Annotated in this window: 20 protein-coding genes and 1 tRNA gene; 6 read left to right on the top strand and 15 right to left on the bottom strand. The window is 58.8% G+C overall.

What is annotated here, in order from left to right; translation table 11 throughout:
- Positions 1–74: 74 nt before the first annotated feature.
- Positions 75–734 (bottom strand): DUF2057 domain-containing protein, encoded by a 660-nt coding sequence (locus tag WE862_RS11980; protein ID WP_041209892.1) that lies wholly within the window; start codon positions 732–734, stop codon positions 75–77.
- A 158-nt stretch (positions 735–892) separates the two neighbouring features.
- On the bottom strand, positions 893–2965 hold the full coding sequence (gene dinG / locus WE862_RS11985) for an ATP-dependent DNA helicase DinG (RefSeq protein WP_042033385.1): 2073 nt from the start codon (positions 2963–2965) through the stop codon (positions 893–895).
- A 400-nt stretch (positions 2966–3365) separates the two neighbouring features.
- On the opposite strand from dinG, the gene WE862_RS11990 reads away from it, so the two are divergent.
- A complete protein-coding gene (locus WE862_RS11990) occupies positions 3366–4418 on the top strand; it encodes a porin (RefSeq protein WP_042033387.1) in 1053 nt (350 codons plus the stop codon).
- A gap of 986 nt (positions 4419–5404) precedes the next feature.
- Here the strand turns inward: WE862_RS11990 and tyrA are convergent.
- The 12 genes from tyrA to hinT form a co-directional block, all read right to left on the bottom strand.
- Positions 5405–6532 carry a bifunctional chorismate mutase/prephenate dehydrogenase gene (tyrA, locus tag WE862_RS11995; protein ID WP_042033389.1) on the bottom strand — a complete coding sequence of 376 codons (1128 nt, stop codon included), beginning with the start codon at positions 6530–6532 and terminating at the stop codon, positions 5405–5407.
- A 70-nt stretch (positions 6533–6602) separates the two neighbouring features.
- Complete coding sequence (locus WE862_RS12000; protein WP_042033391.1) at positions 6603–7676, bottom strand: 3-deoxy-7-phosphoheptulonate synthase; 1074 nt, start codon at positions 7674–7676, stop codon at positions 6603–6605.
- A gap of 354 nt (positions 7677–8030) precedes the next feature.
- Positions 8031–9308, bottom strand: coding sequence for a glucose-1-phosphate adenylyltransferase (gene glgC, locus WE862_RS12005; protein WP_042033393.1), 1278 nt, complete (start codon positions 9306–9308; stop codon positions 8031–8033).
- A 287-nt stretch (positions 9309–9595) separates the two neighbouring features.
- A complete protein-coding gene (gene secF / locus WE862_RS12010; RefSeq protein WP_198493509.1) occupies positions 9596–10513 on the bottom strand; it encodes a protein translocase subunit SecF in 918 nt (305 codons plus the stop codon).
- Positions 10514–10668: 155 nt separating this feature from the next.
- The gene (gene secD, locus WE862_RS12015) at positions 10669–12471 is read right to left on the bottom strand and encodes a protein translocase subunit SecD (RefSeq protein ID WP_042033394.1); all 1803 of its coding nucleotides are present in this window, start codon (positions 12469–12471) and stop codon (positions 10669–10671) included.
- 157 nt (positions 12472–12628) lie between these two features.
- Positions 12629–13048 (bottom strand): hypothetical protein, encoded by a 420-nt coding sequence (locus WE862_RS12020; RefSeq protein ID WP_042033396.1) that lies wholly within the window; start codon positions 13046–13048, stop codon positions 12629–12631.
- Between the two features lie 96 nt (positions 13049–13144).
- Positions 13145–14002 carry a DUF6279 family lipoprotein gene (locus tag WE862_RS12025; protein WP_042033397.1) on the bottom strand — a complete coding sequence of 286 codons (858 nt, stop codon included), beginning with the start codon at positions 14000–14002 and terminating at the stop codon, positions 13145–13147.
- Between the two features lie 3 nt (positions 14003–14005).
- The gene (locus WE862_RS12030) at positions 14006–14851 is read right to left on the bottom strand and encodes a choline/ethanolamine kinase family protein (RefSeq protein ID WP_225628416.1); all 846 of its coding nucleotides are present in this window, start codon (positions 14849–14851) and stop codon (positions 14006–14008) included.
- Positions 14841–15437, bottom strand: coding sequence for a penicillin-binding protein activator LpoB (gene lpoB, locus WE862_RS12035; RefSeq protein ID WP_033113381.1), 597 nt, complete (start codon positions 15435–15437; stop codon positions 14841–14843). The genes WE862_RS12030 and lpoB overlap by 11 nt, the downstream gene beginning before the upstream one ends.
- Positions 15437–15835, bottom strand: a complete 399-nt coding sequence (locus WE862_RS12040) for a YcfL family protein (protein WP_041209904.1) — start codon at positions 15833–15835, stop codon at positions 15437–15439. The genes lpoB and WE862_RS12040 overlap by 1 nt, the downstream gene beginning before the upstream one ends.
- A gap of 83 nt (positions 15836–15918) precedes the next feature.
- Entirely contained in the window at positions 15919–17355 is a 1437-nt protein-coding gene (locus WE862_RS12045; protein ID WP_042033401.1) for a COG3014 family protein, read from the bottom strand.
- Positions 17355–17705 (bottom strand): purine nucleoside phosphoramidase, encoded by a 351-nt coding sequence (hinT, locus tag WE862_RS12050; RefSeq protein ID WP_041209906.1) that lies wholly within the window; start codon positions 17703–17705, stop codon positions 17355–17357. Before hinT ends, WE862_RS12045 begins: the two co-directional genes overlap by 1 nt.
- 240 nt (positions 17706–17945) lie before the next feature.
- On the opposite strand from hinT, the gene WE862_RS12055 reads away from it, so the two are divergent.
- Positions 17946–19958: a methyl-accepting chemotaxis protein gene (locus WE862_RS12055; protein WP_042033403.1), complete on the top strand. Its 2013-nt coding sequence runs from the start codon at positions 17946–17948 to the stop codon at positions 19956–19958.
- A gap of 71 nt (positions 19959–20029) precedes the next feature.
- Here the strand turns inward: WE862_RS12055 and WE862_RS12060 are convergent, their stop codons facing one another.
- Positions 20030–20905 (bottom strand): 6-pyruvoyl trahydropterin synthase family protein, encoded by an 876-nt coding sequence (locus WE862_RS12060; protein WP_042033405.1) that lies wholly within the window; start codon positions 20903–20905, stop codon positions 20030–20032.
- 80 nt (positions 20906–20985) lie between these two features.
- Between WE862_RS12060 and WE862_RS12065 the strand changes: the two genes are divergently transcribed.
- The 4 genes from WE862_RS12065 (at position 20986) to WE862_RS12080 (ending at position 24583) form a co-directional block, all read left to right on the top strand.
- Positions 20986–22329 carry a dihydroorotase gene (locus tag WE862_RS12065; protein ID WP_042033408.1) on the top strand — a complete coding sequence of 448 codons (1344 nt, stop codon included), beginning with the start codon at positions 20986–20988 and terminating at the stop codon, positions 22327–22329.
- Between the two features lie 113 nt (positions 22330–22442).
- Positions 22443–22519: transfer RNA gene (locus tag WE862_RS12070), tRNA-Pro, on the top strand.
- Positions 22520–22651: 132 nt separating this feature from the next.
- Positions 22652–23119 carry a CC0125/CC1285 family lipoprotein gene (locus tag WE862_RS12075; protein ID WP_404801009.1) on the top strand — a complete coding sequence of 156 codons (468 nt, stop codon included), beginning with the start codon at positions 22652–22654 and terminating at the stop codon, positions 23117–23119.
- Positions 23120–23323: 204 nt separating this feature from the next.
- Positions 23324–24583 carry a dicarboxylate/amino acid:cation symporter gene (locus tag WE862_RS12080; protein ID WP_033113388.1) on the top strand — a complete coding sequence of 420 codons (1260 nt, stop codon included), beginning with the start codon at positions 23324–23326 and terminating at the stop codon, positions 24581–24583.
- Positions 24584–24628 lie beyond the last annotated feature (45 nt).

Below are 24628 nucleotides of genomic sequence, written 5' to 3' on the forward strand. Positions count from 1 at the left end.
GGGCCTCTCCAGATATGAAAAAGGGGAGCCAGGCTCCCCTTGTCTCTCCCGGCGATGCGGGATGAATCATCCAGTTACTGCTGCTGGATAACCCAGATCTGGAACGCTTTGCGGGTCTCCGCATCAGCCTTGTTATACCAGTTTTGCAGCTGGGTCAGGGCTTCCGGGTTGCTCTCGGCCTTGCTCGGCGCTACCTGTACCGGTGCGCTGGCGGCAGCCATAACAGCAGCAGAGGAGATGGCGACCGTCTTGGGCTGGTTGAATGCCTTGCCCATATTGATCAGCTCTTGCTGGTAGTCACGAGTCAGCTGGAAGCCTTCGACTTTCGGCATCACGAACTGCTCGCTGGCCACGGTCTGACCGCTGGCGGCGTCTTTCAGAGCGACTTTCTGATCCTTGACAAACTGCTTGGCTTCCATTTCATTGCGGGGCTTTTTGAAGTCCAGCACCAGCTTCTGGTTGTCGGCGGCAGTAAAGTTGAGCACCAGCGGTTCGGCAGTTACCAGCTTGATGTCGTTGCGGCTGGAGTAGTTCCCTTCAAAAGCAACAACCAGCTGATGCTTGCCAGCGCTGAGCGGGAAAGTGCTGGTTTTGTCGAGCAGTTTGGGGTTGATCGGTTGGCCGTCGATCAGCTGGGCAACATAAGGGGCACTTACTTCGACCTGGGTATTGGCCAGAGCGCTACCCGCAAACAACAGACCAGCCAGTGCCGGTACCAGAACAGTCAGTTTCATTTCATCTCCTTGAACAGTCAGACGATTGCCTGCTGAAAACAGGGGCTCATTTTTACAGGTTTGGCCCACTGCGGCAATTGCTCTTTGAGTTGGTCAAAATCAACCCAGATATCATCTTTTCTCTCATTAAGATTGAGTAGCAGCGTGATTCGGGCGTGTCATTCAATGCGCCGTTTGAACGGGGGCAGGGCATCGAGCAGCCCCTTGCCATAGCGTTTGGTCAGCAGGCGGCGATCGAGAATAGTGACCCGTCCCCGATCGGCCTCCTTGCGGATCAGGCGACCACAGGCCTGAATGAGCTTGCGCGACGCCTCCGGCACCGTCAGTTGCAAAAAGGGATTGCCGCCCCGCTTCTCGACCCACTCGGCGGTGGCCTCTTCCACCGGCGAGTTGGGCACCGCAAACGGCAGCTTGGTTATGACCAGGTTGGTGAGGTAGTGACCGGGCAGATCCAGCCCTTCGGAAAAGCTGCCGGTACCGAACAGGATGCTGGCCTGACCGCCGTCGCACTTCTGCTTGTGCAGGGTGAGCAGGGCGTTGCGGGAGGCCTCGCCCTGTACCAGCAAAGAGAGCCCCTTTGCCCTGAGACCAATGGCCACCTCGTTCATCTGCCGGTAGGAAGAGAAGAGCACCAGGCTTGCCTCTTTACCCGCCAGCAGGCGTGGCAGAGCACTAATCAGCTCGTCGGTAAAGGCTGGGGAGTTGGGCTCATGGGCCATCTTGGGCAGATAGAGTTCGGCCTTCTGATAATCAAAGGGGGAGCGCAGGCGCAGATAGCGGGTGCCGTCGTGCTCCTTCAAACCCACCTGGTGGCGGAAATAGCTAAAGGAGGAGAGGGCGGTCAGGGTGGCCGAGACCAGCACGGCGCCCAGACATCTGGACCAGAGCCACTCTTCCAGCAGATAACCCACCTCGATGGGGGAGGCATGCAGCCAGATGTCGCCATCGTCACTCTTGGCCATCCAGCGGGCGAGCGGGGTCTTCCCCTCGGGAATATGGCGCCCCAACATCTCCCACAGGGCGCAGAAGCTCTCCAAGCGCTGCAGATGAAAACCGCTCTCTGCCAGTAGCGGCTCGGCCTCCTTGCGACGGATCTCGCCATCTTTCAGGGCTTCACCGATGGCTGCCTGCATTCTGTCCAGCGCTCTCAGCGCCTTCTTGCTCGACTCCTTGAGATTTTCTGCCAGCATCGGCAGTGGGTCTGGCAATACCCCTTCGCCAAAACGGTAGTGCATCTCGCTGCCAAACAGCCGGTCATTGCTGGCGAGCCACTGCTCCACCGCCTTGAGGTCGGGTTGAATGGAGGCGAGGGCATCCTGCAACTTCAATTGCGGATCGATGAGGCTCTCTTTATTGAGCGTTCGAGTCAGCTTGCCAGCACTTTGCACCAGTTTTTCCAGCCAGCGGCGCGAACCTTTGACGCTGGCCGAGGCGGCGCCGTGATCCCGGGCGATGGTGGGCAGGTGGTGGGCTTCGTCCAGCACATAGATGCACTCATCGGGTGGCGGCAGGATGATGCCACCACCCATGGTGAGATCGGATAGCAGCAGTGCATGGTTGACCACCAGCACATCGGCACTGTCCATGTCGTTGCGGGCACGGTGGAAGGGGCAGTGTTGATGATGGGTCAGGGCCTTGTTGCAGGTGTGGCGATCGGCGGCGATACGATCCCAACACAGGTCGGGAATGGGTTTGGGCCAGTTGTCCCGATCACCATCCCACTTGCCTTCGGTGTAGGCCTGCCATAGCGCCTGATAGCAATTATTGTCGGCTTCTGACGGCTTGTGTTTGCTCAGGGCGCCGAAGTCGAATTCGAAGTTGGCCATCTCGCTACCGCTTGCAGCCTGCTCCAGCAGATGTTCGCAGCAGTAGCGCTGGCGCCCCTTGACCAGCATAAAGCGAAATGGCAACTCGCTGTGGCGGTGATAGAAGGGGAGATCCTTGTGGATCAGCTGCTCCTGCAATGCCACGGTGGCGGTGGAGATCACCAGCTTCTTCTGGGTCAATCTTGCGACAGGGATCGCTCCCTGAGCATAGGAGAGGGACTTGCCGATACCGGTGCCCGCCTCGGCCACCAGAATACGACGCTGTTTGTCATACTCCCCGGTCAGCGTCTTGGCTATCTCGGCAACCAGGAAATTCTGTTCTTTACGCGGCACAAAACCGGGTAAGCCATCCGAAATCTGGCGGTAGGTTTGACGAATGGTGGCTTTGAGGCGAGTTGACAGCATAAAGAGGAGGCCAGTTTGGTTGTTGCGCGGGGAAAGGCCAAGGATACCCGTATCCCCTTGTCGGGGTCGAGGGGCGCTCTTTCATCACCCTTATTTTGCACTGGTCTGATGAGGTTGGTTGTTTATCAGGGAGTTAGCTGCAATTACCTAAAAAACAGGCTACGCAAGTATAAAAAAACAGCAAAAAGCATTGTAAACGTTTTCCTTTGATGGGTGGACAATGTGAGAGCTGGCTCACATTTCTGCCTCGGTGACTATGCTTTTCATAAAAAGTTCCAAGTTTTTTCGTTGCGGTTGTGAAAACCCGGTGCTAGTCTCGCCGTCATAGTGATGCAAAGTACATCGCTAACACAGGGAATAACAAAGACTTAGTGTTTAATTACAGTAGGCATTGGAAACTATGAAAAAGACAATTCTGGCTATTGCTATCCCGGCTCTGTTTGCATCCGCAGCTAACGCTGCTGTGATTTATGACAAAGACGGTACCACTTTCGACGTATACGGCCGTGTACAGGCTAACTACTACGGCGACACAAATGCATGGGATAAAGATCTTGGTGCATATAAAGATGTTGATGGTGAGCTGAAAGCGCAGACCCGTCTGGGTTGGTCTGGTAAGGTTGCACTGAACAACACTTGGTCTGCTTTTGCTAAAACCGAGTGGCAAGTCGCTGCAGAAGACTCTGGCTATAAAACCAGTGATATCGACCCGCGTCATATCTACGTTGGTTTCGATGGTTCCCAATACGGCAAAGTACTGTTTGGTCAGACCGATACTGCTTATTACACTGGTTTGATCGAAAAAACCGATATCTTCAATGAGTGGGGTTCTGAAGCGAACGCTTACGGTGGTCGTCAAGAAGGTCAGGTCATTTACATGGGTAAATGGGGTGGCTTCTTTGCTAACGCTTCTTACCAGACCAACGATGACAAAGCTGAGCTGACCTTCGGTTCCGACAACAACGGCAAGCCTGTTGCTCTGGCCTCCAAGCTGGATAAAGGTTATGCCGCCAGTATGGGTTATGATTTTGACTTCGGTCTTGGCCTTGCTGCTGGCTATGCTAAAAACGACTATAAGTCCAACACCACTGGTGTGAAGAGCGATAAAGAAGATTGGGCTCTGGCAGCTTCTTACGCAATCAATGGTTTCTACTTCGCTGGTCTGTACAACGAAAGCCAGATCACTCGCAGTAGCGAAGAAGTTAATTTCAAAGGTTATGAACTTGCAGCAAGCTATAATGTCGATGCATGGACTTTCCTGACTGGTTACAACTTCTCCAAGATTGACAGCGTTACTAACTCAACTGTTAAACCTGAAGACATTGCAGATTACACCTACTTGGGTGTGCAGTATGCCTTTACTCCGAAGCTGAAGGCTTACACAGAGTATAAAATCGTTGGTCTGGATAACAAAGACGACGAGTGGACTGTTGCTCTGCAGTACAACTTCTAATAAGAAGTTGCTGACAAGCGATATCCAAGCTTGAGTCTTTGACCAAGCGTTAAAATGGCCGGATTGATATCCGGCCATTTTCTTTTGGGCGGTTTGCGGTCTTGATTGTGATTGGATGGGGGGCTGGGTAAGTCGCATTGCAGCCCAAGTTGCCAAAGCCGTTGTAACGATTAATCTTTCCTGCTCCTGCTCCTGCTCCTGCTCCTGCTCCTGCTCCTGCTCCTGCTCCTGCTCCTGCTCCTGCTCCTGCTCCTGCTCCTGCTCCTGCTCCTGCTCCTGCTCCTGCTCCTGCTCCTGCTCCTGCTCCTGCTCCTGCTCCTGCTCCTGCAGCTCATAAATGTCTTCAGGCTAACAGGCTACGTTCTGCTGAGTGAACAGCCCAAATTCGGGCACGGCCTCTATCCGGTGGAGAATGGCTACGAAGGAGCTGGGGGAGAAATATATGTGCGGTATAAACAAAAATTAGGTCATTTGGTGAAAATGCATAAATTAAATTTATGGCAGCCTTCTTGGCCTGTTGTCGGGGTTTGGAGCATTGTATTCAACGTAGTGAAGGATGTGGCTGACCTTAAAGAGTTGTCTAATTGAGAGCCTGTTGGATGGACGTTATAGCTTTTCGTGTATCTGCAATGGTTTGGTTCGTCCTCAGATCTGTGGCAGAAGAGGCCAATAGCCGATATGGCTGATTGGGCCTGTGGTTTGGCTATTCGGTTGTATTGCTGTTCGATGTTCGATTGCCGTCAGATTAGTGGCAAGCGAGCGACTATTAGCAGTGGGTAGGAAAACCGGTGCGGTTATTTTCAGCTGGCGAGCTGATAAGGGAAGAGTGTGGTCTGCAACAGGATCACCAACCTGCGTTTAGGCCGGGGCTTTTGGATGGCGAGTCAAAATGGAGAGCCAAGAAATAGTGTGGCAATAAAGGGCGTATCAATAAAAAGGGAAGATGACGGGCATCTTCCCTGGGCAATCGATTGGTGCAGGCTCGCTCAGCTGTGCTGGCGGCGATCGTTGGCTTGTGCCAGCAGGGTGCGGCTTTCGCGCAGGAACTGGTCGGCGTGTTCGCCAAAGAAGCCGGAAACCTGGCTGAACGCCTCGATAAAACCCTCCCTGTCTCCACGCTCCAGCAGACCCAGCGCCTCGCCGAAGTTCTGATAGTAGCGGCGGATCATCGCGAGGTTCTGTGGCGACGACAAAATGATGTCGGCATAGAGGTGGGGATCCTGGGCAAACAACCGCCCCACCATGGCCAGTTCCAGCCGGTAGATAGGGGAGCTCAGCGCCAGCAGTCGCTCCAGATTGGCCCCTTCCCGGGAGAGGTGCCAGCCATAGGCAAAGGTGGCAAAGTGGCGCAGCGCCTGGATAAAGGTCATCGCCTCATCGTGGGCTTTGGCTTCCACTTGCTGCAGGCGGGCGCCCCAGATGGTCATCTGCTCCAGCAGCCACTGGCTGGCGGCAGCGTCACGTCCCTGACAGCAGACGATCACCTGCTTGGCGAGACTCGCCACATCCGGTCCGAACATGGGGTGCAGCCCCAGCACAGGCCCCCGGTGCACAGCCAGCATGTGCTCGAGCGGCGCTGATTTGATGCTGGTGACATCCACCAGCAGGCAATCTGCGGGCAGGTTGCCGAGCCGGTCGATGATCTGGCAGGTGATGTCGATGGGCACCGCTACCATCACCAGACCGGCTCCGGCGAGGAGCTCGTCAGCGCGCGGCCAATCGGCCTGTTCGAGGGTATCGACGTGATAGCCCGAGAGGGTGAACATATGGCCAAACAGGCGGCCAAGCTGGCCCTGACCGCCGATGATCACCACCTTGCCCAGATCCGGCTTCATGCACTTGAAGCCGGTATCTTTTTCACTGGCGTAAGATTCGCGCATCACCCGGCGCAGCACGTCTTCGATGAGGTCACCCGGCACGCCCAGTGCCTCGGCTTCGGTACGGCGGCGGGCCAGCATGCTGGCCTCCCGATCCGGCGCGTAGATGGGCAACCCGTGGCGACTCTTCACTTCACCCACTTCTCCCACCAGCGCCAGACGGGCGGCCAGCAGATCGATCAGCTGCCGGTCTACCGCATCAATCTTGTCCCTGAGGGCATTCAACTCTTCTGCCATCTTCAGTCCCTGTGGGTGCCGTCAGCAGCGGCACCTTGTGATTCAATATGTTGCATCAAGATATCACGGCTTAACCGCCAGTTCTGCTCTTGAGTGGTGCTGCCAGCTGGCTGTGGCAGCGGGCCAGCAGCGCCTCTGTGGTCTTCCAGTCGATGCAGGCATCGGTGATGGAGACACCGTAGCGCATCTCGCACTTGGGTTGCTCGCTCGACTGGTTGCCCTCAAACAGGTTGGATTCGAGCATTACTCCGATGATGGAGCGGTTCCCCTCCAGGATCTGGTGGATGACGTTGTCAGCCACCTTGGGCTGCAGACGGTGATCCTTGCTGGAGTTGCCGTGGCTGCAATCCACCACCAGCCCAGGTTGCAGGCCCGCTTTTTCCAGCGCCTCTTCCGCCAGCGACACATTGACCGAATCGTAGTTGGGGTGTTTTCCACCGCGCAGGATCACATGGCCATCCGGGTTACCCTGGGTCTGCAGCAGCGCGACCTGGCCCTGCTGGTTAATGCCCATAAAGGCGTGGGGAGAGGAGGCCGATTGCAGGGCATTGATGGCGGTGCCCAGATTGCCGTCGGTGCCGTTCTTGAAGCCGACCGGCATGGAGAGACCGGATGCCATCTCTCTGTGGGTCTGGGATTCGGTGGTGCGGGCGCCGATGGCCGACCAAGAGAAGAGCTCGGCCAGGTATTGCGGGCTGATGGGGTCGAGCGCTTCGGTCGCCAGCGGCAGCTCCATTTCGGCCAGCGAGCAGAGCAGCTCGCGGGCACGATGCAGCCCCAGCTCTACATCGAAGGTGCCATCCAGATTGGGATCGTTGATAAAGCCCTTCCAGCCCACCGTGGTGCGGGGTTTCTCGAAGTAAACCCGCATCACAATGTAGAGAGAGTCCTGATAGGCATCATGCAAGGCCTTGAGTCTGGTTGCGTACTCTTTGGCGGCCTCCATGTCGTGGATGGAGCAAGGGCCGCAGATCACCAGCAGGCGGTGGTCACGGCGGTGGATGATGTCGGCGATGGTATTGCGGGCCCCTTGCACGAATGCCAGCGCCTTGGCGGAGATAGGCAATTTTTCCTTGAGCTGGGCAGGCGTGATCATCACTTGTTCGGACTGGATATGGATGTTGTTCAGGGGATCTCTTTGCATGATGTCGTTCTCTCTGGACTGAATTCTAAAAGCAGTCGTACGCTTAAGTTTACACTGGTACGTGCTTTGTTACGCAACCGCCCTCACCTTACCAAGTAAAAACAAACAATCAAGTGAAACAAGCGGGTTTACTGCCATTTATGCAGATAAAAACGCGTTGACATAGTCGTTATGGTAATAAAATAGCGAGGGATAGCGTGACGAAGTGTGATTTTTGTAATTAAATATTTACGGTGTGCTGGGGGAGGGCAAAAAGAGCATAAAGGGAGAGCTGGCTCGACACTGCAGAGAAACAAGAAAGGGGCCCTGATGGCCCCTTCGGATAGGGGCCAGAGCCCCGTTCAAGACGTGATATTACGCCTTGAGTTTGTCCAGCATCTCTTTGGTGACCAGCACAATGCCCTGTTCGGAGCGATAGAAGCGACGGGCATCTTCATCGGCGTTCTCACCGATCACCATCCCTTCCGGCAGTTTGCAGCCCTTGTCGATCACCACCCGGCGCAGGCGGCAGCCCGGTCCGATCTCGACCCCGGGGAAGACCACGGCCTGATCCAGGGTGCAGAAAGAGTGAACCCGCACATTGGTAAAGAGCACCGAGCTCAGGATAAAGGAGCCGCTGACGATGGTGCCGCCAGAGAACATCGAGTTGATGGTCATGCCGTGCTGGCCGTTTCTGTCCTGCACGAACTTGGCAGGCGGCGTCATGGTCTGGCTGGTCCAGATGGGCCAGTCCTGATCATAGATATCGAGCTCCGGAGTGACGGAGGCGAGATCCATGTTGGCTTCCCAGAAGGAGTCCACTGTGCCCACATCGCGCCAGTAGGGGCGTTTCTCGGCATTGCAGCCGACGCAGGACATGCCAAACGGGTGAGCATACGCAGTCCCTTCCCGCACCACGCGAGGGATCACGTCCATCCCGAAATCGTGGTGGGATTCGTCGTTGGTGATGTCTTCATCCAGCAACTGATAGAGATACTCGGCATCGAAGATGTAGACCCCCATGGAGGCGAGGGAGGTATCTTCCTTGCCCGGCATGGCAGGCGGGTTGGCCGGTTTTTCCACAAAGGCATTGATCTTGCGATCGCCATCGATCGCCATTACCCCGAAGGCACTCGCTTCACTGCGCGGCACTTCGATACAGGCAACGGTCACCTTGGCGCCCATGTTGACGTGGTCGAGCAACATGGCGGCGTAGTCCATCTTGTAGATGTGGTCGCCTGCCAGTACGACGATATATTTGGGACCATGGTCGCGGATGATGTCCAGGTTCTGATAGACCGCATCAGCGGTGCCCCGATACCAGTTGACCTCGTCCACGCGCTGCTGCGCGGGCAGCAGGTCGATGAACTCGTTCATCTGATAGCGCAAGAAAGACCAACCTGACTGAAGGTGGCGCAGCAAGCTGTGGGATTTGTACTGGGTCACCACACCGACGCGGCGGATGCCGGAGTTGATGCAGTTGGAGAGCACAAAATCGATGATGCGGAATTTTCCGCCAAAGTGGACTGCAGGCTTCGCTCTGTTATCAGTTAACTGTTTGAGGCGACTACCCCGCCCTCCGGCGAGAACCAAAGCCATGGTCTCGTTCAGCAACTGTCTTGCTTTTGCTGTATTGGCAGGTTGTAACAACATCTTGTATCCCTTTGTAGATAAATCACTACAATCTTGCCGCTTTTGAGACCTAAAGAAAGTGCTTTCAGTCACACTTTTGCGGGGTATGCCGTAATAAAATGACTTTTTTGTTATTAAGGTGTGGTTGTTTTTTCATCTTTTGCTGTCAATCTGCTCACTCGTAAATTTTCTTCGCAAAAAGAAGCTAACAGCGTTAACAGCGGGGCTGGAAAGAGGCCCCTGCCTGTGTGCAGGGGCCGGAAGGTGGGAGGTAAAACAGACCGTAAAAAGAACCGCCAAAAGGGCGGTTATGCCGCCTCTGCCAGCGGCTCCTCACCCTTCTTCTGATAGGCCTGCGGGCTCAGACCCAGCAGCTCCTGCACGGTCGAGGCTACCGTGATGGAGGAGATGGTCCCCACCAGAATGCCGGTGAACAGAGTGAAGGAGAAACCGTAGAGGGTATCGCCGCCAAACAGCAGCAGTGCCCCGACGGTAAACAGGGTGGTACCCGAGGTGATCATGGTGCGGCTGAAGGTGGCCTTGATGGCGACATCAGAACATTCGTGGATCCCCATCTGGGTGCGCGAGCTCAGCAGATCCCGCAAGCGGTCCGAAATCACGATGCTGTCGTTGAGGGAGTAGCCGATCACCGCCATCAGACCGGCGATGACGTTGAGATCAAACTCGATGTTGAACAGCGCCAGCAACCCCAGCGCCACGATGGCATCGTGGATCACCGAGATAAGGATGCCGATGGCCTGACGCCACTCGAAGCGGAATGCCAGATAGGCCGAGATGGCGAGGGAGGCGACCAGCACCGCCAGCATCCCCTGCTGGAACAGCTCGGCGCCCACTTGCGGGCCGACGATGGTGGTGCGCAGCAGCTCGACCGGCATGCCCAGTTGCTGGGTCAGCATGGTGGCAAGCTCGGTGGCCTGCCAGGGCAGTTCATGCGGAGGCAGCTTGATCAGCCACTCGCCGGGAACACCGGCAGAGCTGAGCTCCACCGCGCCTGCCAGCGGGGAGGTGAGCATGGCGTTGAGCTCATGGGCCTCCTTGAGGGTCTGGATATGAAACTCCAGCAGGGTGCCACCGGTAAAGTCGAGGCCGAGGGCAAGGCCGTTGACCAGCAGCATGGCGATGCTCGCCACTGTCAGTACGATAGAGGCCCACAGGCCGATGTAACGCCAGCGGGTCAGCCCCATGGCAACAATCATTTTCAACATAGTTCTCTCCTTGGCCTGCCAGCGCCTGGCTGGCGGCCGCATCCCGACGTGCCTTGGCACTGCGGGGGAAATGTCTCTGATCCGGCGCGTTTGGCTGGCCATATCAATGGCCGGCGGCGGCGCCGGATCCGCTCATCAGGGGACAGTTCGCCCCGTTACACCTTCAGCGTGCGCTCGCTGCTGCGGCCCCACAGGGGGTTGATGATGGCGCGTGTACCCCAGATCCCGGTCACCATGCTGGAGATAAGCCCCAGAATGAGAGTGATGGAGAAGCCTTGCAGCGGCCCGGAACCGATGGAGTAGAGCACAACGGCGCAGATGAGCGTGGTGATGTTGGCATCGAAGATGGTGCGAAATGCCGAGCGATAGCCAAAGTCGATGGCGTTGGCCAGCGAGCCGCCGTCACGCAGGCGATCCTTGATCCGCTCGAAGATGAGTACGTGGGTATCTACCGCCATCCCTACCGTCAGCACCAGACCGGCGATCCCCGGCAGGGTCAGCACGGCCCCCGGCAGCACCGCCAGCATGCCGACCTGCATCAGCAGGTTGGCGACCAGCGCGGTGATGGCGACCCAGCCGAACTTGCGATACCAGGCCATCATGAACAGCATCATGCCCGCCATGCCGAACCCGAGGGCGGTGAAGCCCGCTTCGATATTCTGCATCCCGAGGGTCGGGCCAATACTGCGCTCTTCCAGGATCTTGAGCGGTGCGGTGAGGGCACCGGCGCGCAGCAGCATGGCGAGCTCCTGCGCTTCCGGCAGGCTGCCAATCCCGGTGATACGGAACTGGTTGCCAAGGGCGGTCTGGATGGTGGCGACGTTGATCACCTCGCTCTGGGCGCGCAGCTTGCCCTGGGCATTGGTCTTGTACTCGGTGAAGACGGTCGCCATCGGCTTGCCCACATGCTGGCGGCTGAACTGGTTCATCTTGTTGCCACCCAGGGTGTCGAGCACGATGTTGACCTGCGGTTGGCCCATCTCGCCCATATTGGCCCGGGCATCGACGATGTGTTCGCCGGTCAGCACTGGCCGGCGTGCCATGCCGACGGCCTGACCGTTGCGATCGGCGATGTAGAAGTGGCTGTCAGCCTTGGCCTCGTAGAAGGCCAGTGACGCGGTCGCCCCGATCACCTCTTTCGCCTGTTTGGGGTTGTGCACACCCGGCAGCTCGATGCGGATGCCATCCTGCCCCTGACGCTGTACCGAAGCTTCGACGATGCCGAGTTCGTTGATCCGCTTCTTGAGGATGGAGAGGTTCTGGGTCACGGCGTTGTTGATGAGCTGGGTGCGTTCGGCCTCGCTCAGCACCAGCTTGAGCTGGTTGCCGCTGCGGGTCATTTTCCACTGATCCTGACGGGTACCGGCACTCTCCTTGATGATGGTGAGCCAGCCACTCTGATCGTCAGCTTCCGGCAGGGTGACATTGACGCTGCCGAGATCTGCCCGGGCCACGCCGGCACCGCGCAGATTGGCTTCACGGAAGCGGGTGCGCAGGGTGTCGACCAGATTCTTGGTCTGGGCATCGAGGACGAAATCGACATCGACCCCAATCAGCAGCTGGGAGCCGCCGCGCAGATCGAGGCCGAGCTTGATGGGATCGGCACCAAGGCGGCTGATCCAGGTCGGGGCGTTGGAGTGGAACTCCAGCGTCAGCGCGGCGCTGTCGAGGCCCTGCTGCTCCAGCAGTTGTTTGGCTCTTTGCTGTTCGCTCTGGCTGGCAAAGACCAGCTCGACCCGCTCAGGTTGTTCGATGATCTTGGTCGGGGTCAGGTGGTTGTCGGTCAGCAGCATATGCTGTTTGGTGGTCAGGCTCTGCTGACCGTGCAGACCAAGAGAGGGCTGCTCGCCAAAAAAGGTCGGCAGCGAATAGAAGGTAAAGGTCAGCAGCATGAGCAGCAGTAGGGCGTACTGCCACTTGCTCATGCGGTTAAGAAGGGTATGACTGGTTTTTCTCATGGCAAATTGGCCTCTGTCAGGAGAATGGTGCGCAGGCCGATAGCATCAAGGCTCGGCAAGGCGCAGAAAAAGGGATGCATCAAGTTCGGATCAGGCCGAAGCGGGATCCGTCAGAAGGAGGAGATGAGCAAACAGTGGCTGTGCCAACCCCTCGGGGTCAGGCGCTCAGATAGCTCTGGGTGAAGCGGTACTGCAGATACTGGCGCTGCAGCCGGTGGCGGTGAATGGTGGCGAAGGGATCGCGAAAGAGCTGCTTGTGGTAGAGCTGTGCGGCCAGCAACAGCCAGCCAAGCAGCACCAGCAGAATGGCCTGGGCAGACCAGCTCTGGATCAGCTCGTAGACCACATTTTTGGGCTGGTTGTCGCTGCGCAGGGACTGCTCAAAACGCAGCAGGTGATTCTGGTTGGTCGCAACAAACTTGATGACGCCATCGTCGCTCTCGCTCGCTTGCGAGAGGCTCTGGGTCTGTTGCTGATCGGGTAGCAGCGGGCCTTCCATCACATTGATGGAACAAAGCAGGGTGAGCGAGACAACGAGTGCCACCAGCCCCAGTTTGACTTTGTCGATAAGGCGCAAAAGGGTATTCCCGATAAATGGAAAGGGGAAACTACCACAGGCGGCGCAGGCGGGACAACCCTTGCCGCCCAATTAGGATTATTCTGAAGCTCCTTGTCAGCTCCCGGTCATCTGCTGGAAATCGCGGGCATAGCCCTTGAGCAGGGAGTAGAGATGGGCCCGCTGGGCCAGATCCAGCGACTGGCTCATGGCGCAGAGCCAGTTGACGGTGCGCTGGCGCGACTGCTCGGTATAACCGGTGAAGCGGCCATCCATCATGCCATCCCCCTGTGCCAGCAGCTCGGTCAGCTCGCGGGTGAAATCGGGGCTCTGACGCTGCTGCATCAGCCTGTCCAGCTCTTTGGTCCAGGAGGTCTGGAACTCGAGCCAAGGTGGCATCAGCTCATACTGCCACTCGGCCCACTGGGCCACCAGTGGCGCCTGCGCCGGTTTCACTTCGCCAATCCAGTACTCGAGGCGCTGGTTCATCTTGTCGCGAAACTCCGCCAGCATCTTCTCTTTGGGTTCACTGGCAAACTCCTGCTGCCGCTCCTGCTGGCGCTTGAGCCGATCGGCCATGAAGCGGGTCACCTGCTCATCGCTCAGGGTGCTCGCCAGCCTGACGGTGCGGGGAATGGCGTTTTCCAGGGTGCGGGTCAGGCTCTGCTGCACCGCATCGAGATTGGTGGAGATCTGCTCCGGTGTCATGGGGCTGGCTACCGCTTTGGCGAGGGTATCGAGATCCCGGGCGTAGCGGGGCAGCTCGTGCTGGCGGTGCCATGCCATCAGCCCTTTGACCTCGCGGCTCAGCAGATCCTTCTGGGGTGAGGTGAGGACGAAATAGTCGTCCAGCTGCCAGATGATGGCGGTATCAATCCAGTAGTAGATAACCCGGGTCGAGCAGCCGGTCAGCAGCAGGCCGAGCAGTAGCAGACCCCAGGTTTTTGGCTTGTGCCAGCGCACCTTGTTGATCATCTGTCACTCCAGTCGTTGCCGGTTAAGGGCAATCAGTGCGTCGTAGTCGGGCGAAGCGTGTTGCTCGGCCATCAGCAGGGCCCAGAGCAGACCGATATAGTCGACCCAGGGGATGAACGCCTCGCTGTGAAAATCGGGCCACTCATGGCGCGGGAGCGAGCGCAGATAGTGCTCCTCCAGCGCCTTGCGCCGCTCTGCGGGCCAGTCGTGGGTGCGTTGGATGCTGGCCACCTCAAAGCCGGGATGGCCTGCCGCACCGTACTCCCAGTCGATAACCCAGGGCGCGTGACCCAACAAGTTAGCCGGATTGAGATCATGGTGGCAAGGTCGCCAGCAATTGTCGGGCTCGTGGCTGGCAAGCAGGCTGCGCTCGAGTGCCGGCAACCAGGTCGGTACATGAGCCAGCCGGGCGCGATAACCGGCGGCGTGGGTCCGTACCGCCATCACCACGGAGGGCAAAGGGAGGCGATGCAGCTTGCGCAGCACCTCAGCCAGCAAACGGGGCTGTTCGGCGACGGGGGGCGCAGCTTCTAGCCAGTTTGGCTCGTCGCACCACTCCAGCAGCATCAGGCCGCTGGCGGGATCACCATAGTGGCAGGGCAGCGCGAGCTCTTCGGCCATCGCTCCCTGATAGAGCTGCCACTCAGTGGCGCGGTCGATGCCAAGGCGCACCGGATCCGGGTGGCCCCGACGCAAAAAGTAACTGCGCCCCGAAGGGAGGCGCAGTCGATAGTTGCTGTTGGTGAGGCCCGTACCGAGCGGCTCGAGAGCCCCGTCCCGCCATGGGACGGGGAGCGTGGCGAGCAGGGCGTCGGGGGCGAGCATCACCGGATTAGCCTTACCAGCCAAAGGTGGACTTCTTCGCCTGCTTGCGGATCTCTTTCTGGTCAGCCCAGAGCAGCTCGCCGCTTTGCAGGTCCATCAGGTTCATGGTCATCTGGTAGTAGACATCTTTCACCTTGCCATTGTCCTTGACGATGCTGGCGAGGTTGCCATAGACCATGTAGCGGGCACCGGTCTGCTTGCCAAGCCGCACCATGGAGGCGGGATCAACCATGCCGCTGCTCTGCTGATATTCGAGCTGCTGCTTGACGGCGGCAACCTTGCTCATGTCAACGAAGCGGAACTTGCCGGCCCGCAGCAGCTTGGTGCGGATGGTGTCGGTGATCGCTTCAGTATCGATGTGCTCGGAGGTCTTGTTGCGGATGGAGTCCATGAACATCACCGGACGGCCGCCTGCGGTGATCTCGCTGGTGGCGGGGGAGGCCAGCATGGAATCCGCCATCTTGTCGGCAATGGCCTGCAGATCGCTTGAGCCGTAATCGACGGTGACCGTTTCGGTTTCGGTCGGATCACCGTAGCTGACCGTGGTGCTGGAGCAGCCGCCCAGCAGCAGGGCGCCAGTCAGGATCAGCAGGGCATGATTCATTTTCATCAGTAGGATTCCTCAATCACTTCACGTACATAAATCCGGTAACCGCGGGCGGTCGGGCTCGGCGCCAGGGCAGACAGGGTGCGGGTCTGATAGCCATGCAGCTTGAGCGGTGTCCAGCCACGACCGTCGCTGGCGACCTCCTGACCGGCCTCATCATACCAATAGAACATATATTGCAGCTTGTTGTCGCCACGCTGGGTGCTGGCGGCGGCCACATTGACCTGCAGCAGTCCGTTCTGTTCACGGCGGCTCAGCTCGGTCAGGGTGACGTTGACGTTTTGATGCTGCTCCGCCACCGCTGCGGCGCCCGGTGCTCCATAGAGCGCCACGCCGGAGGTGTTGGTGGCGCAGCCGGTCAGCAGCAGCGCGAGCCCGAGGGCCAACCCGTATGCTTTCATCTTGCTCTCCTTGATTGGAGTGAGTGGGGCAGCACTGGGAGCTGCCCGGTTAATCGTCTTGCTCATCTCTCTTTGCCGCTTGCTCAGAGCGGCATCACCCGGGTGGTCAGGCCGGCGCCGAGGCGCTGAACCCACACCAGGGTGGTGCGGCCGCTATGAATGGTCAGCGGCAACTGACGCTGGGCGGCACCCGCTCCCAGAGTGAGGTTCACCTCACCCGCCGGCACCATCCCCTGCCAGCTCGATGCCTGCGCCGGCAGTGTCAGCCAGCTGCGGGTATCGGCACGCTCCGAGAGGGTGTTGAAGATCCCCACCAGAATATTGCCCACATCGCCCCCCTCTTTGGCGGCGGTGCGGCGCATCTGCTCCTTGGCCACCAGCCGCAGCGCCTGGCGGGTCAGCATACCGGGCAGCCGCTCCTGCAGATCCTTGGCGGCCAGCGCTTCCAGCCTGACCAATTCGCTGGTCTGCTCGACCCGTTTGCCGAGCGTGACTGTAAGCGGCCCCGTGTCGCTGGCCCGATTATCGTAATAGGGGATGGCTACGGTAAAGGTGCGAAAATCGCCGCGTGAGGTGGAGATGGGCAGCGGCAGGAACAGTTCGCGCCGTGCCGGGATCAGGCCATCTTCAAACAGCACCACCAGTTGGCCCTGATTTTTAGTGAGTGGTGGCGCTTTGCGACCCACCTTTTTCTCGGTCGCGCGGATCTCGTCCGGCGCGCCGCGCAGCACCGCCAGACGCAGCAAGGCATCTTGCAGGCTGCGGTTGTCCGGCGCTATCTGGTAGCCGCGCTGGTAATCGACCCAAGCGTCGTTGAGATCCCCCGCAGCCTCATAGAGCACGGCGGAGAAGTAGAAGGTATAGGCGTTCTGGAAACCGTTCTTGACCTTGCCGATCAGCCGGTCGAGCTCGGGTGCGCCGCGCGACATCAGCTGGCGCATCTCCCCCTCGGTCTCGGCCTCTTCGCTCTCATCCTTCGCTTTGCGCACCTCGTCAGCTCGCCGTTTCAGGGCCTGCTCCTGCACCTGATTGGCCCGGCGCACCTCCACCAGGGCGCCATCGGCATCACCCCGTTGCAGGTAGTTGAGGGCCAGATAGTGGTGCAGCATGGTGCGTTCGTAATCGGGGGTGAGGTAGGCCATCGACTGGTCGTTGGTGAGCAGGCTGCCCACCTGATCCAGACCGTGGCTCAGCCGGTATTCGGCCTGATTGTCTTCCCACTCGAGGCGACTGTCGGCGGCAGAAAACGCCTGCTTGCTGCCCGCATCCTGACCGGCGAGCCAGGCGATGCGCCCCTCTTCAAGGCGATCGAGGACAAAGGTGTCATCGCCGAGGGTGGAGTCGCGCACCTCGGGCAGCGCCTCGGCGGCATGGCCCAGCAGCAGCTGGTTGCGCAGCGGCACCATCTGATCGGAGTAGGAGACGAACATGTCTTGCCAGCGGGAGGCGCAGCCCCCCAGCAACAGCAGGGCGCCGCAGAGCAGCAGGGCGCTGCGGCAGGTAGCGATGTGGCGAGTCATTACAGGCTGAGCAGCGGTCCCAGCGGCTGGCCACCGACCAGATGCATGTGGATGTGGTAGACCTCCTGCCCGCCGTGGCGGTTGCAGTTCATGATGAGGCGGTAGCCATCCTCGGCAATCCCCGCGTCGGCGGCGAGTTTGCGGGCCACGGTGAACATCCGGCCAAGGGCCAGCTCGTGCTCCGGCTCCACATCGTTGACGGTGGGGATCAGCACATTGGGGATGATCAGCACGTGGGTCTTGGCCTTGGGCTGGATGTCCCGGAAAGCGGTCACCAGATCGTCCTGATAAAGGATGTCGGCGGGGATCTCTTTGCGGATGATTTTGCTGAAAATGGTTTCTTGCGCCATGGCTAACTCCCTTATGAGAAAAAGAAAATCGAATTTGGATCCCAAGCGGCTCCGCGCTGCACGGCAAGTGTGACACAAGCCGAGATTTGACACAGCTGATGTCCCATTCCCTTCAGTTATTGTTAAAAATACCGATAGCCGGAGGGACGTCATCTGTAGCGCCTGTTCAGGGTGGTCTGCAGGGTATCAAAAGGACGGGGTACTCAGGCAAGGGACTTTTGCATATACAGCGGGATAATAATGAAACAATCAATGTCGGATCTCTCCATCTTGCAGCGGGTCTATCTCGGCTTCGCTATTCTGGTGGCCGTGATGGTGGCCAGCTCACTGCTCACATTTCGTAGTCAGGAGACCCTCGGCGGGGCGCTGGAACAGGTTACCCAGCAGTCGATGCCGCTGGTGATCGCCAGCAGTCAGACCCAGATCAGCCTACTCAGTGCCAACAAGTGGCTCGGGGATGTGCTGACCGAGCAGGACTCCAAACAGCTGCCGGCCGAAGTGGCCGAGCTGAAACAGGCCAAGGCGCAGGTCGACAAGACCCTGGCCGCCTTGCGGCAGCAGGTGGCCGAACACCCCGAACTGCAGGGCGAGATGACCGCCCTTGGCGAGCAGGTGGCGCGTTATCTGGAACTGACCGATACCCTGCCCGGCGAGCACGAGGCGCTGCTCACCCGGCTGTACAAGGTCAATCTGGCCAAGGGGCAGTTTCAGGTCAGCCTGCCCCAGTTCAAGAAGAATCTGGGTGACATGATGATCACCATCGACGACAGCTTCATCAAGATGCTCTCCGAGACCCTGACCACCAAGCTCTCCGCCATCGAACTCTCCACCATGGACGCCCTCAACCAGACCATCCCGGCTCCCATCGAAGGGGCGCTCAAGCGCAACAAGATGCAGATCGAGGGGTTCAACAGCACCATCAAGGATCTGCAGGGTGAGCTCAAGAATTTCGAGAACGACATGGGCCACTATGTCCACGGCTTCGTGCGCGACACCACCGCCAGTGAAGGGGTGCTGGCCCAGTATCTGGCGCTGATGAAGCAGCAGGAGCTGATGCGGGAGAAGAGCAAGCAGGCCAGCGCGCTTATCGTCGAGATCCAGAACCGGCTGGAGCGGATGACCGCGAGCAGCCAGCAGTTGATGAACGGCAGTATCCAGCATGCCAAAGAGGTGCAGCGCCAGAGCACTTTGACTCAGGGGGCGAGCATCGTGGTCGCCATCCTGATCGCCATGCTGGTGGCCTACACCCTGGGCAAGGCGATCCGCCGTCCGCTGCGGGAGCTGCTGCGAGTCCTCTCTGAGGTGACTCGCGGTGACATGACCCAGCGTATCGGCTTTCACAGCAAGAACGAATTTGGCCAGCTGGGCAGCCAGCTCAACCTGCTGATTGAGCAGATGGGGGAGGTGCTGGCCCAGCTCTCCAACGCATCTGCCCAGCTCAACGATGCCGCTCACGGCAACCGCCATACCACCGAATCGGTGCGGGCCGATCTGGAGAAACAGCGGCAGGAGACCGCCTCGGTCGCGGCCGCCATGACCCAGATGGAGGCCTCGGTGCGCGAGGTGGCGCAAGCTGCCAACCAGACTCTGGAGCGGGTGATGGATGTGGAGAAGGCTTCCGAGATGGGGCGCAAGGTGATGGCGGGCAATATCACCACCACCCATCAGCTGGCGGGCAAGCTGCAACAGACCGGCAAGGTGATTGGCGATGTGAGCAGCATGAGCAGCCAGATCGGCAATATCCTCGATGTCATTCGCGGCATCGCCGAGCAGACCAACCTGTTGGCACTCAATGCGGCCATCGAGGCGGCGCGCGCAGGCGAGCAGGGGCGTGGATTTGCCGTGGTGGCGGACGAGGTGCGCAGTCTGGCGGGGCGCACCGCGCAATCCACCAGCGAGATCCAGACCATGATCGAGAATCTGCAGCAGGGGGTCGCCAGAGCGGTGAACGTGATGCAGGAGTGCTCGCGCGAGATGGACAGCTGCATGGATCAGAGCTCCCACGCCAACAATGCTATGGAAGAGGTGCAGGGGATCGTGGTGCTCATCAGCGACATGTCGAGCCAGATTGCCTCTGCCGCCGAGCAGCAGCAGGCGACCAGCGCTGACATCGCCACCAACCTCAACCGCATCTCCGATATCTCGGATCTCAACTATCAGGGGATCGAGCGGGTGGCCCAGACCAGCCAGCAGCTCGACTCCCTTGCCGAGCAGCAGGAGAGCCTGGTCAAGCGCTTCCGCCTCAGCGCCTGATGGTCGAGAGTTGAAACAACAAGGCCCCGCAGATGCGGGGCCTTCTCGTTATTACGGTAGTGACAAGGGGATCAGGCGTAGGCAATCGCGCCCTTGCCGACCCCTTCATAGGCGACAATCTTGACGAACTTGTCGCCCACCATCTTCTTCACTTCGCGGGCGATGTAGCAAGCCAGCAGCTCGACCGTGGTGTCGGTGTCGATCATCTCCACCTCGGTGGTGGGGATGGCCAGCTGGAACAGTCCCTGTGGCGCCACATATTTGAAGCCGGTGTGGTGTTCACCCAGCTGCACATTGGCACGGGCACTGAGGGCCAGCTCTTCGAGAGCAACTTTATCCTCATCGGTGCCGAGATAGATATCGGCCCAGCGTTCGGCCCACTGCTGTTCGAGATCGCCATCACGCTCGCCATCGATGTGGATCTCGATGGGGGAGCGGTGGCCGTGGGCGATACGCTGACAGTTGCCATCGTGCTTTTTCAGACCGTGGCTGTAGTGATAGAAGGGGCCGTCGATGGCCTCCTGACGCAGGGTCAGCGACAGATCCTTGATGTTGCCCGGCAGCCGTTTGGCCAGTACCGCCAGCAGGTAGCGGGTGACCGACTCCTTGTCGACCTGCGGGGCAGGGATAAAGGCAAAGCCCTGAGTCGGGCAGCGCAGGTGGATGGAGCGGCCGGGGCGCAGCAGATCGACACAGCTCTCGCCATCTTCCAGCGTCTCGACATGCACCAGAGGGCACTCGGTCGGGACCAGCAGCTTGTGATCCACCTCGTCATCGATGATCGACTTGATCAGCTTCTTTACCCGGCCGAAGTCCAGCAACATGCTCATCTCGTTGAGCTCGCCGCTCATTTCGATATCTACCAGCCAGCTCTCACCCACCATGCCGCGGCGTTCGCACAGGTAGCTGGAGTCGATCACGGTCAAATCTCTTACAAATAACTTCATCAGTCAGGCCTTGCTACAGAGAAAGGGCAGTTTTGCGCTATTATGACCCGCGATTATCGGCAAAGGAACTGGAACCCCCCATGAACAAACTGCTTATCAAGAATGCCACCCTGGTCAACGAAGGCCGTATCTATGCCTCCGACGTGTTGATCGAGGGGGAACGGATTGCCCGCATCGCACCCGATATCGACGCGCACGATGCGGTGGTGATCGATGCCGCAGGTCGCCACCTCATCCCCGGAATGATCGATGATCAGGTCCACTTTCGGGAGCCGGGGCTGACCCACAAGGGGACCATCGCCAGTGAATCCCGGGCCGCCGTCGCCGGTGGTACCACCAGTTTCATGGAAATGCCCAACGTCAATCCCCAGACCACCACCCTCGACGCCCTCGAAGCCAAATACCAGATCGCCGCCAACTCCTCCGTTGCCAACTACAGCTTCTATCTGGGTGCTACCAACGACAACCTGGAAGAGATCAAGCGTCTCGATCCCAAGCAATCCTGCGGGGTCAAGGTGTTCATGGGCTCCTCGACCGGCAACATGCTGGTGGACAATCAGGAGACCCTGGCGGCCATCTTCCGCGAGAGTCCGGTGATGATCGTTACTCACTGCGAAGACACCCCGACCATCGCCAAAGCCGAAGAGGCGGCGCGGGCCAAGTGGGGCGAGAATGTGCCGATGGGCGAGCATGGCCGCATTCGCAGTGACGAGGCGTGCTACAAATCCTCCAGCATGGCGGTGGCGCTGGCCAAGCAGTACGGCGCTAAGCTGCATGTGCTGCATCTGACCTCCGCCAAGGAGCTGTCGCTCTTTACCGCCAGTCACGACCTGAGTGAACTGAAAGACAAGAACATCACTGCCGAGGTGTGTGTTCACCATCTGTTCTTCAACGAGGCCGATTACGACACCCTCGGTAGCCAGATCAAGTGCAACCCGGCGGTGAAGAGCGCGGCCGATCAGCACGCACTGCTCGATGCGGTGCGCAATGATGTGCTCGACATCATCGCTACCGACCACGCGCCCCACACCTGGGAGGAGAAGCAGAACAGCTACTTCAAGGCGCCGTCCGGTGTGCCGCTGGTGCAGCACTCCCTGCAGGCATTGCTGGAACTCTACCATAACGGCGTGTTCACTCTGGAGACCATCGTCAAGAAGACCTCCCATGCGGTGGCCGAGCGTTTCCAGGTGCAGGATCGCGGCTACATCCGCGAGGGCTACTTTGCCGATCTGGTGCTGCTGGATCTGGGCAAGCCCTATGTGGTCAACGATGACAACATTCTTTACCACTGTGGCTGGTCGCCCTTCAACGGCTACCGTTTCCACAGCACGGTGGAGATGACTCTGGTGAACGGTCAGATCGCCTGGCAAAACGGGCAGGTCACTGACCAGATCCTGGGCAAGCGGCTGACCTTTAACCGCTGATTGTTCGCAAAGCAGGCGAACGCACCATTGTCGGGGAATTGGCGGCGTTTCTTTGTTGACAGGGCAGGGCCATCTCCATAAACTCAGCCCCCGTCAGCTCAGACTGACTTCGTCGGCGTGTAGCGCAGCCAGGTAGCGCACTGTCATGGGGTGTCAGGGGTCGGAGGTTCAAATCCTCTCACGCCGACCATCATTCCCCGGAAAAGGCCTTGTCAAACGACAAGGCCTTTTTTCTTTTCTGCTCTTCGCCGTTACTGCGATTGTTTATCCCCCTTGCGCTGTGCTGTAGTAGCGACTCTCTTCTGCCCTGACGGGGGTTACCGTGTCTCTCTTTGCATCCATCTGGCGATCTCTGGTTTTGCTCTCGCTGCTGCTCGGCGGCTGTGCCACGCCATATCAGCAGGAGAAGTCGTTCTGGAATGGCCGCACCGGCTTTTCCGAGACCCGCCTTGCGCCCGACAAGTGGCAGCTGGAGTTTGTCGGCAACGATCTGGTGGACAGGGAGACGGCCCGCAAATATGTGCTCAAGCGGGCAGGGGAGCTGGCGCAGCGGGAGGGTTACCCCATGCTGCAGGTGGAGGAGCTGACCATTGCGCGCGATGCGGTAAGGGTGACCCCGGAGCGCCCCATGTTCGGCTTTGACGAGGATGAGCCGGACACCTTCATGGCGCAGATGCAGGTACAGCACACCATCTCGGCCCTGCTTACCTTCCGGTTGCTAAAGCGGGCAATTAATGAACAGTCGCTTTCCACCAAATATCTTGCGGACATTAAAATAAGCGGTGATTAATATCGGTTTGTTGCAAGATCCATATCACATACATCTAACAGCAGCATAAAATTCTGGAGTAAGCCTCTAGATTTACCCCCTGCTTTTAGGCATTCTCCCAGCATACCAGCCGCCAGGAATCAACGGCTCGGATCACAAAAACGGACTGTAGTGGCTCCCATGCCACTGTCAACGGCTTGCACCAATCAAAACCGGGACTCCCCCATGAAAATGAATAAACTGACGGTCGCCATCCTCATTTCGATGTTGCTTGGCATCCTTACCGGCCAGGGCTATCGCCTGTTTGCTGCCGATCAGGCGGCAGACTTTGCAAACAACATCACTATCCTGACCGATATCTTCCTGCGACTGATCAAGATGATCATCGCACCATTGGTCTTCACCACCCTGGTGGTCGGCATCGCCAAGATGGGCGATACCCGCACTGTGGGTCGTATCGGTGCCAAAACCCTCGGCTGGTTCATGCTGGCCTCCCTGCTCTCCCTGAGCCTGGGTCTGGTGATGGTCACCCTGATGCAGCCGGGTGTGGGTCTCTCGCTCTCCCTGCCCAATGATGCCGCTACCTCTGGCATCTCTGCCGGCGCGATTACCCTGAAAGATTTCGTGACCCACGCCATTCCGAAAAGCGTGGTCGAGGCGATGGCCACCAACGAGATCCTGCAGATCGTGGTCTTCTCCCTGTTCTTTGGTCTGGCCGCAGCGGCGCTGGGCGATCTGGCCAAGCCGGTGGTGGTGCTGATGGCCAGTGCTGCCGAGATCATGCTGAAAGTGACCGGTTACGTGATGAACTTTGCGCCGTTCGCCGTGTTTGGCGCCATTGCCGCCATGGTGGCCAAAGAGGGGCTGGGTATTCTGGTTACCTACGGCAGCTTCATGGCCCAGTTCTACATTGCCCTTGGCTGCCTCTGGCTGCTGCTGATTGCCATGGGGGGCGCATTCCTGCGTGGCCGCATCATCAAGCTGCTGGCGATGATCCGCGAACCCATCCTGCTTGCCTTCTCTACTGCCAGCTCTGAAGCGGCCTATCCGAAGACGCTTGATCGTCTGGAGAAGTTCGGCTGTGACAAACGCATCGCCAGCTTCGTGTTGCCGATGGGTTACTCCTTCAACCTCGACGGCTCCATGATGTACTGCACCTTCGCGGTGATGTTCATCGCTCAGGCTTATGGCATCGAGCTCTCCACCGCCCAGCAGATCACCATGCTGCTGCTGCTGATGGTCACCTCCAAGGGGATGGCCGGGGTGCCGCGCGCCTCTCTGGTGGTGATTGCCGCGACCCTGAACCAGTTCCACATTCCGGAAGCGGGCATCCTGCTGCTGCTGGGTATCGACCACTTCCTCGATATGGGTCGCTCTGCCACCAACGTGCTGGGCAACGCCATCGCCGCCAGCGTGGTCGCCAAGACCGAAGACAGTCTGGGTGAGACCGAAGAGCTGGGCGAGAGTGCTCCCGCCAAGGCATAACCATGGCTTGAGCTGACCAGAGGGTTGGCCGGTGCAAAGAGAAAT

Source organism: Aeromonas jandaei, from assembly GCF_037890695.1.
Classification (GTDB): domain Bacteria; phylum Pseudomonadota; class Gammaproteobacteria; order Enterobacterales; family Aeromonadaceae; genus Aeromonas; species Aeromonas jandaei.

Coding starts and splice junctions, on each gene's coding strand:
- WE862_RS11980 (WP_041209892.1), bottom strand. CDS start 734: ATGAAACTGACTGTTCTGGTACCGGCACTGGCTGGTCTGTTGTTTGCG.
- dinG (WP_042033385.1), bottom strand. CDS start 2,965: ATGCTGTCAACTCGCCTCAAAGCCACCATTCGTCAAACCTACCGCCAG.
- WE862_RS11990 (WP_042033387.1), top strand. CDS start 3,366: ATGAAAAAGACAATTCTGGCTATTGCTATCCCGGCTCTGTTTGCATCC.
- tyrA (WP_042033389.1), bottom strand. CDS start 6,532: ATGGCAGAAGAGTTGAATGCCCTCAGGGACAAGATTGATGCGGTAGAC.
- WE862_RS12000 (WP_042033391.1), bottom strand. CDS start 7,676: ATGCAAAGAGATCCCCTGAACAACATCCATATCCAGTCCGAACAAGTG.
- glgC (WP_042033393.1), bottom strand. CDS start 9,308: ATGTTGTTACAACCTGCCAATACAGCAAAAGCAAGACAGTTGCTGAAC.
- secF (WP_198493509.1), bottom strand. CDS start 10,513: ATGTTGAAAATGATTGTTGCCATGGGGCTGACCCGCTGGCGTTACATC.
- secD (WP_042033394.1), bottom strand. CDS start 12,471: ATGAGAAAAACCAGTCATACCCTTCTTAACCGCATGAGCAAGTGGCAG.
- WE862_RS12025 (WP_042033397.1), bottom strand. CDS start 14,002: ATGATCAACAAGGTGCGCTGGCACAAGCCAAAAACCTGGGGTCTGCTA.
- lpoB (WP_033113381.1), bottom strand. CDS start 15,437: ATGAAAATGAATCATGCCCTGCTGATCCTGACTGGCGCCCTGCTGCTG.
- WE862_RS12040 (WP_041209904.1), bottom strand. CDS start 15,835: ATGAAAGCATACGGGTTGGCCCTCGGGCTCGCGCTGCTGCTGACCGGC.
- WE862_RS12045 (WP_042033401.1), bottom strand. CDS start 17,355: ATGACTCGCCACATCGCTACCTGCCGCAGCGCCCTGCTGCTCTGCGGC.
- hinT (WP_041209906.1), bottom strand. CDS start 17,705: ATGGCGCAAGAAACCATTTTCAGCAAAATCATCCGCAAAGAGATCCCC.
- WE862_RS12055 (WP_042033403.1), top strand. CDS start 17,946: ATGAAACAATCAATGTCGGATCTCTCCATCTTGCAGCGGGTCTATCTC.
- WE862_RS12060 (WP_042033405.1), bottom strand. CDS start 20,905: ATGAAGTTATTTGTAAGAGATTTGACCGTGATCGACTCCAGCTACCTG.
- WE862_RS12065 (WP_042033408.1), top strand. CDS start 20,986: ATGAACAAACTGCTTATCAAGAATGCCACCCTGGTCAACGAAGGCCGT.
- WE862_RS12080 (WP_033113388.1), top strand. CDS start 23,324: ATGAAAATGAATAAACTGACGGTCGCCATCCTCATTTCGATGTTGCTT.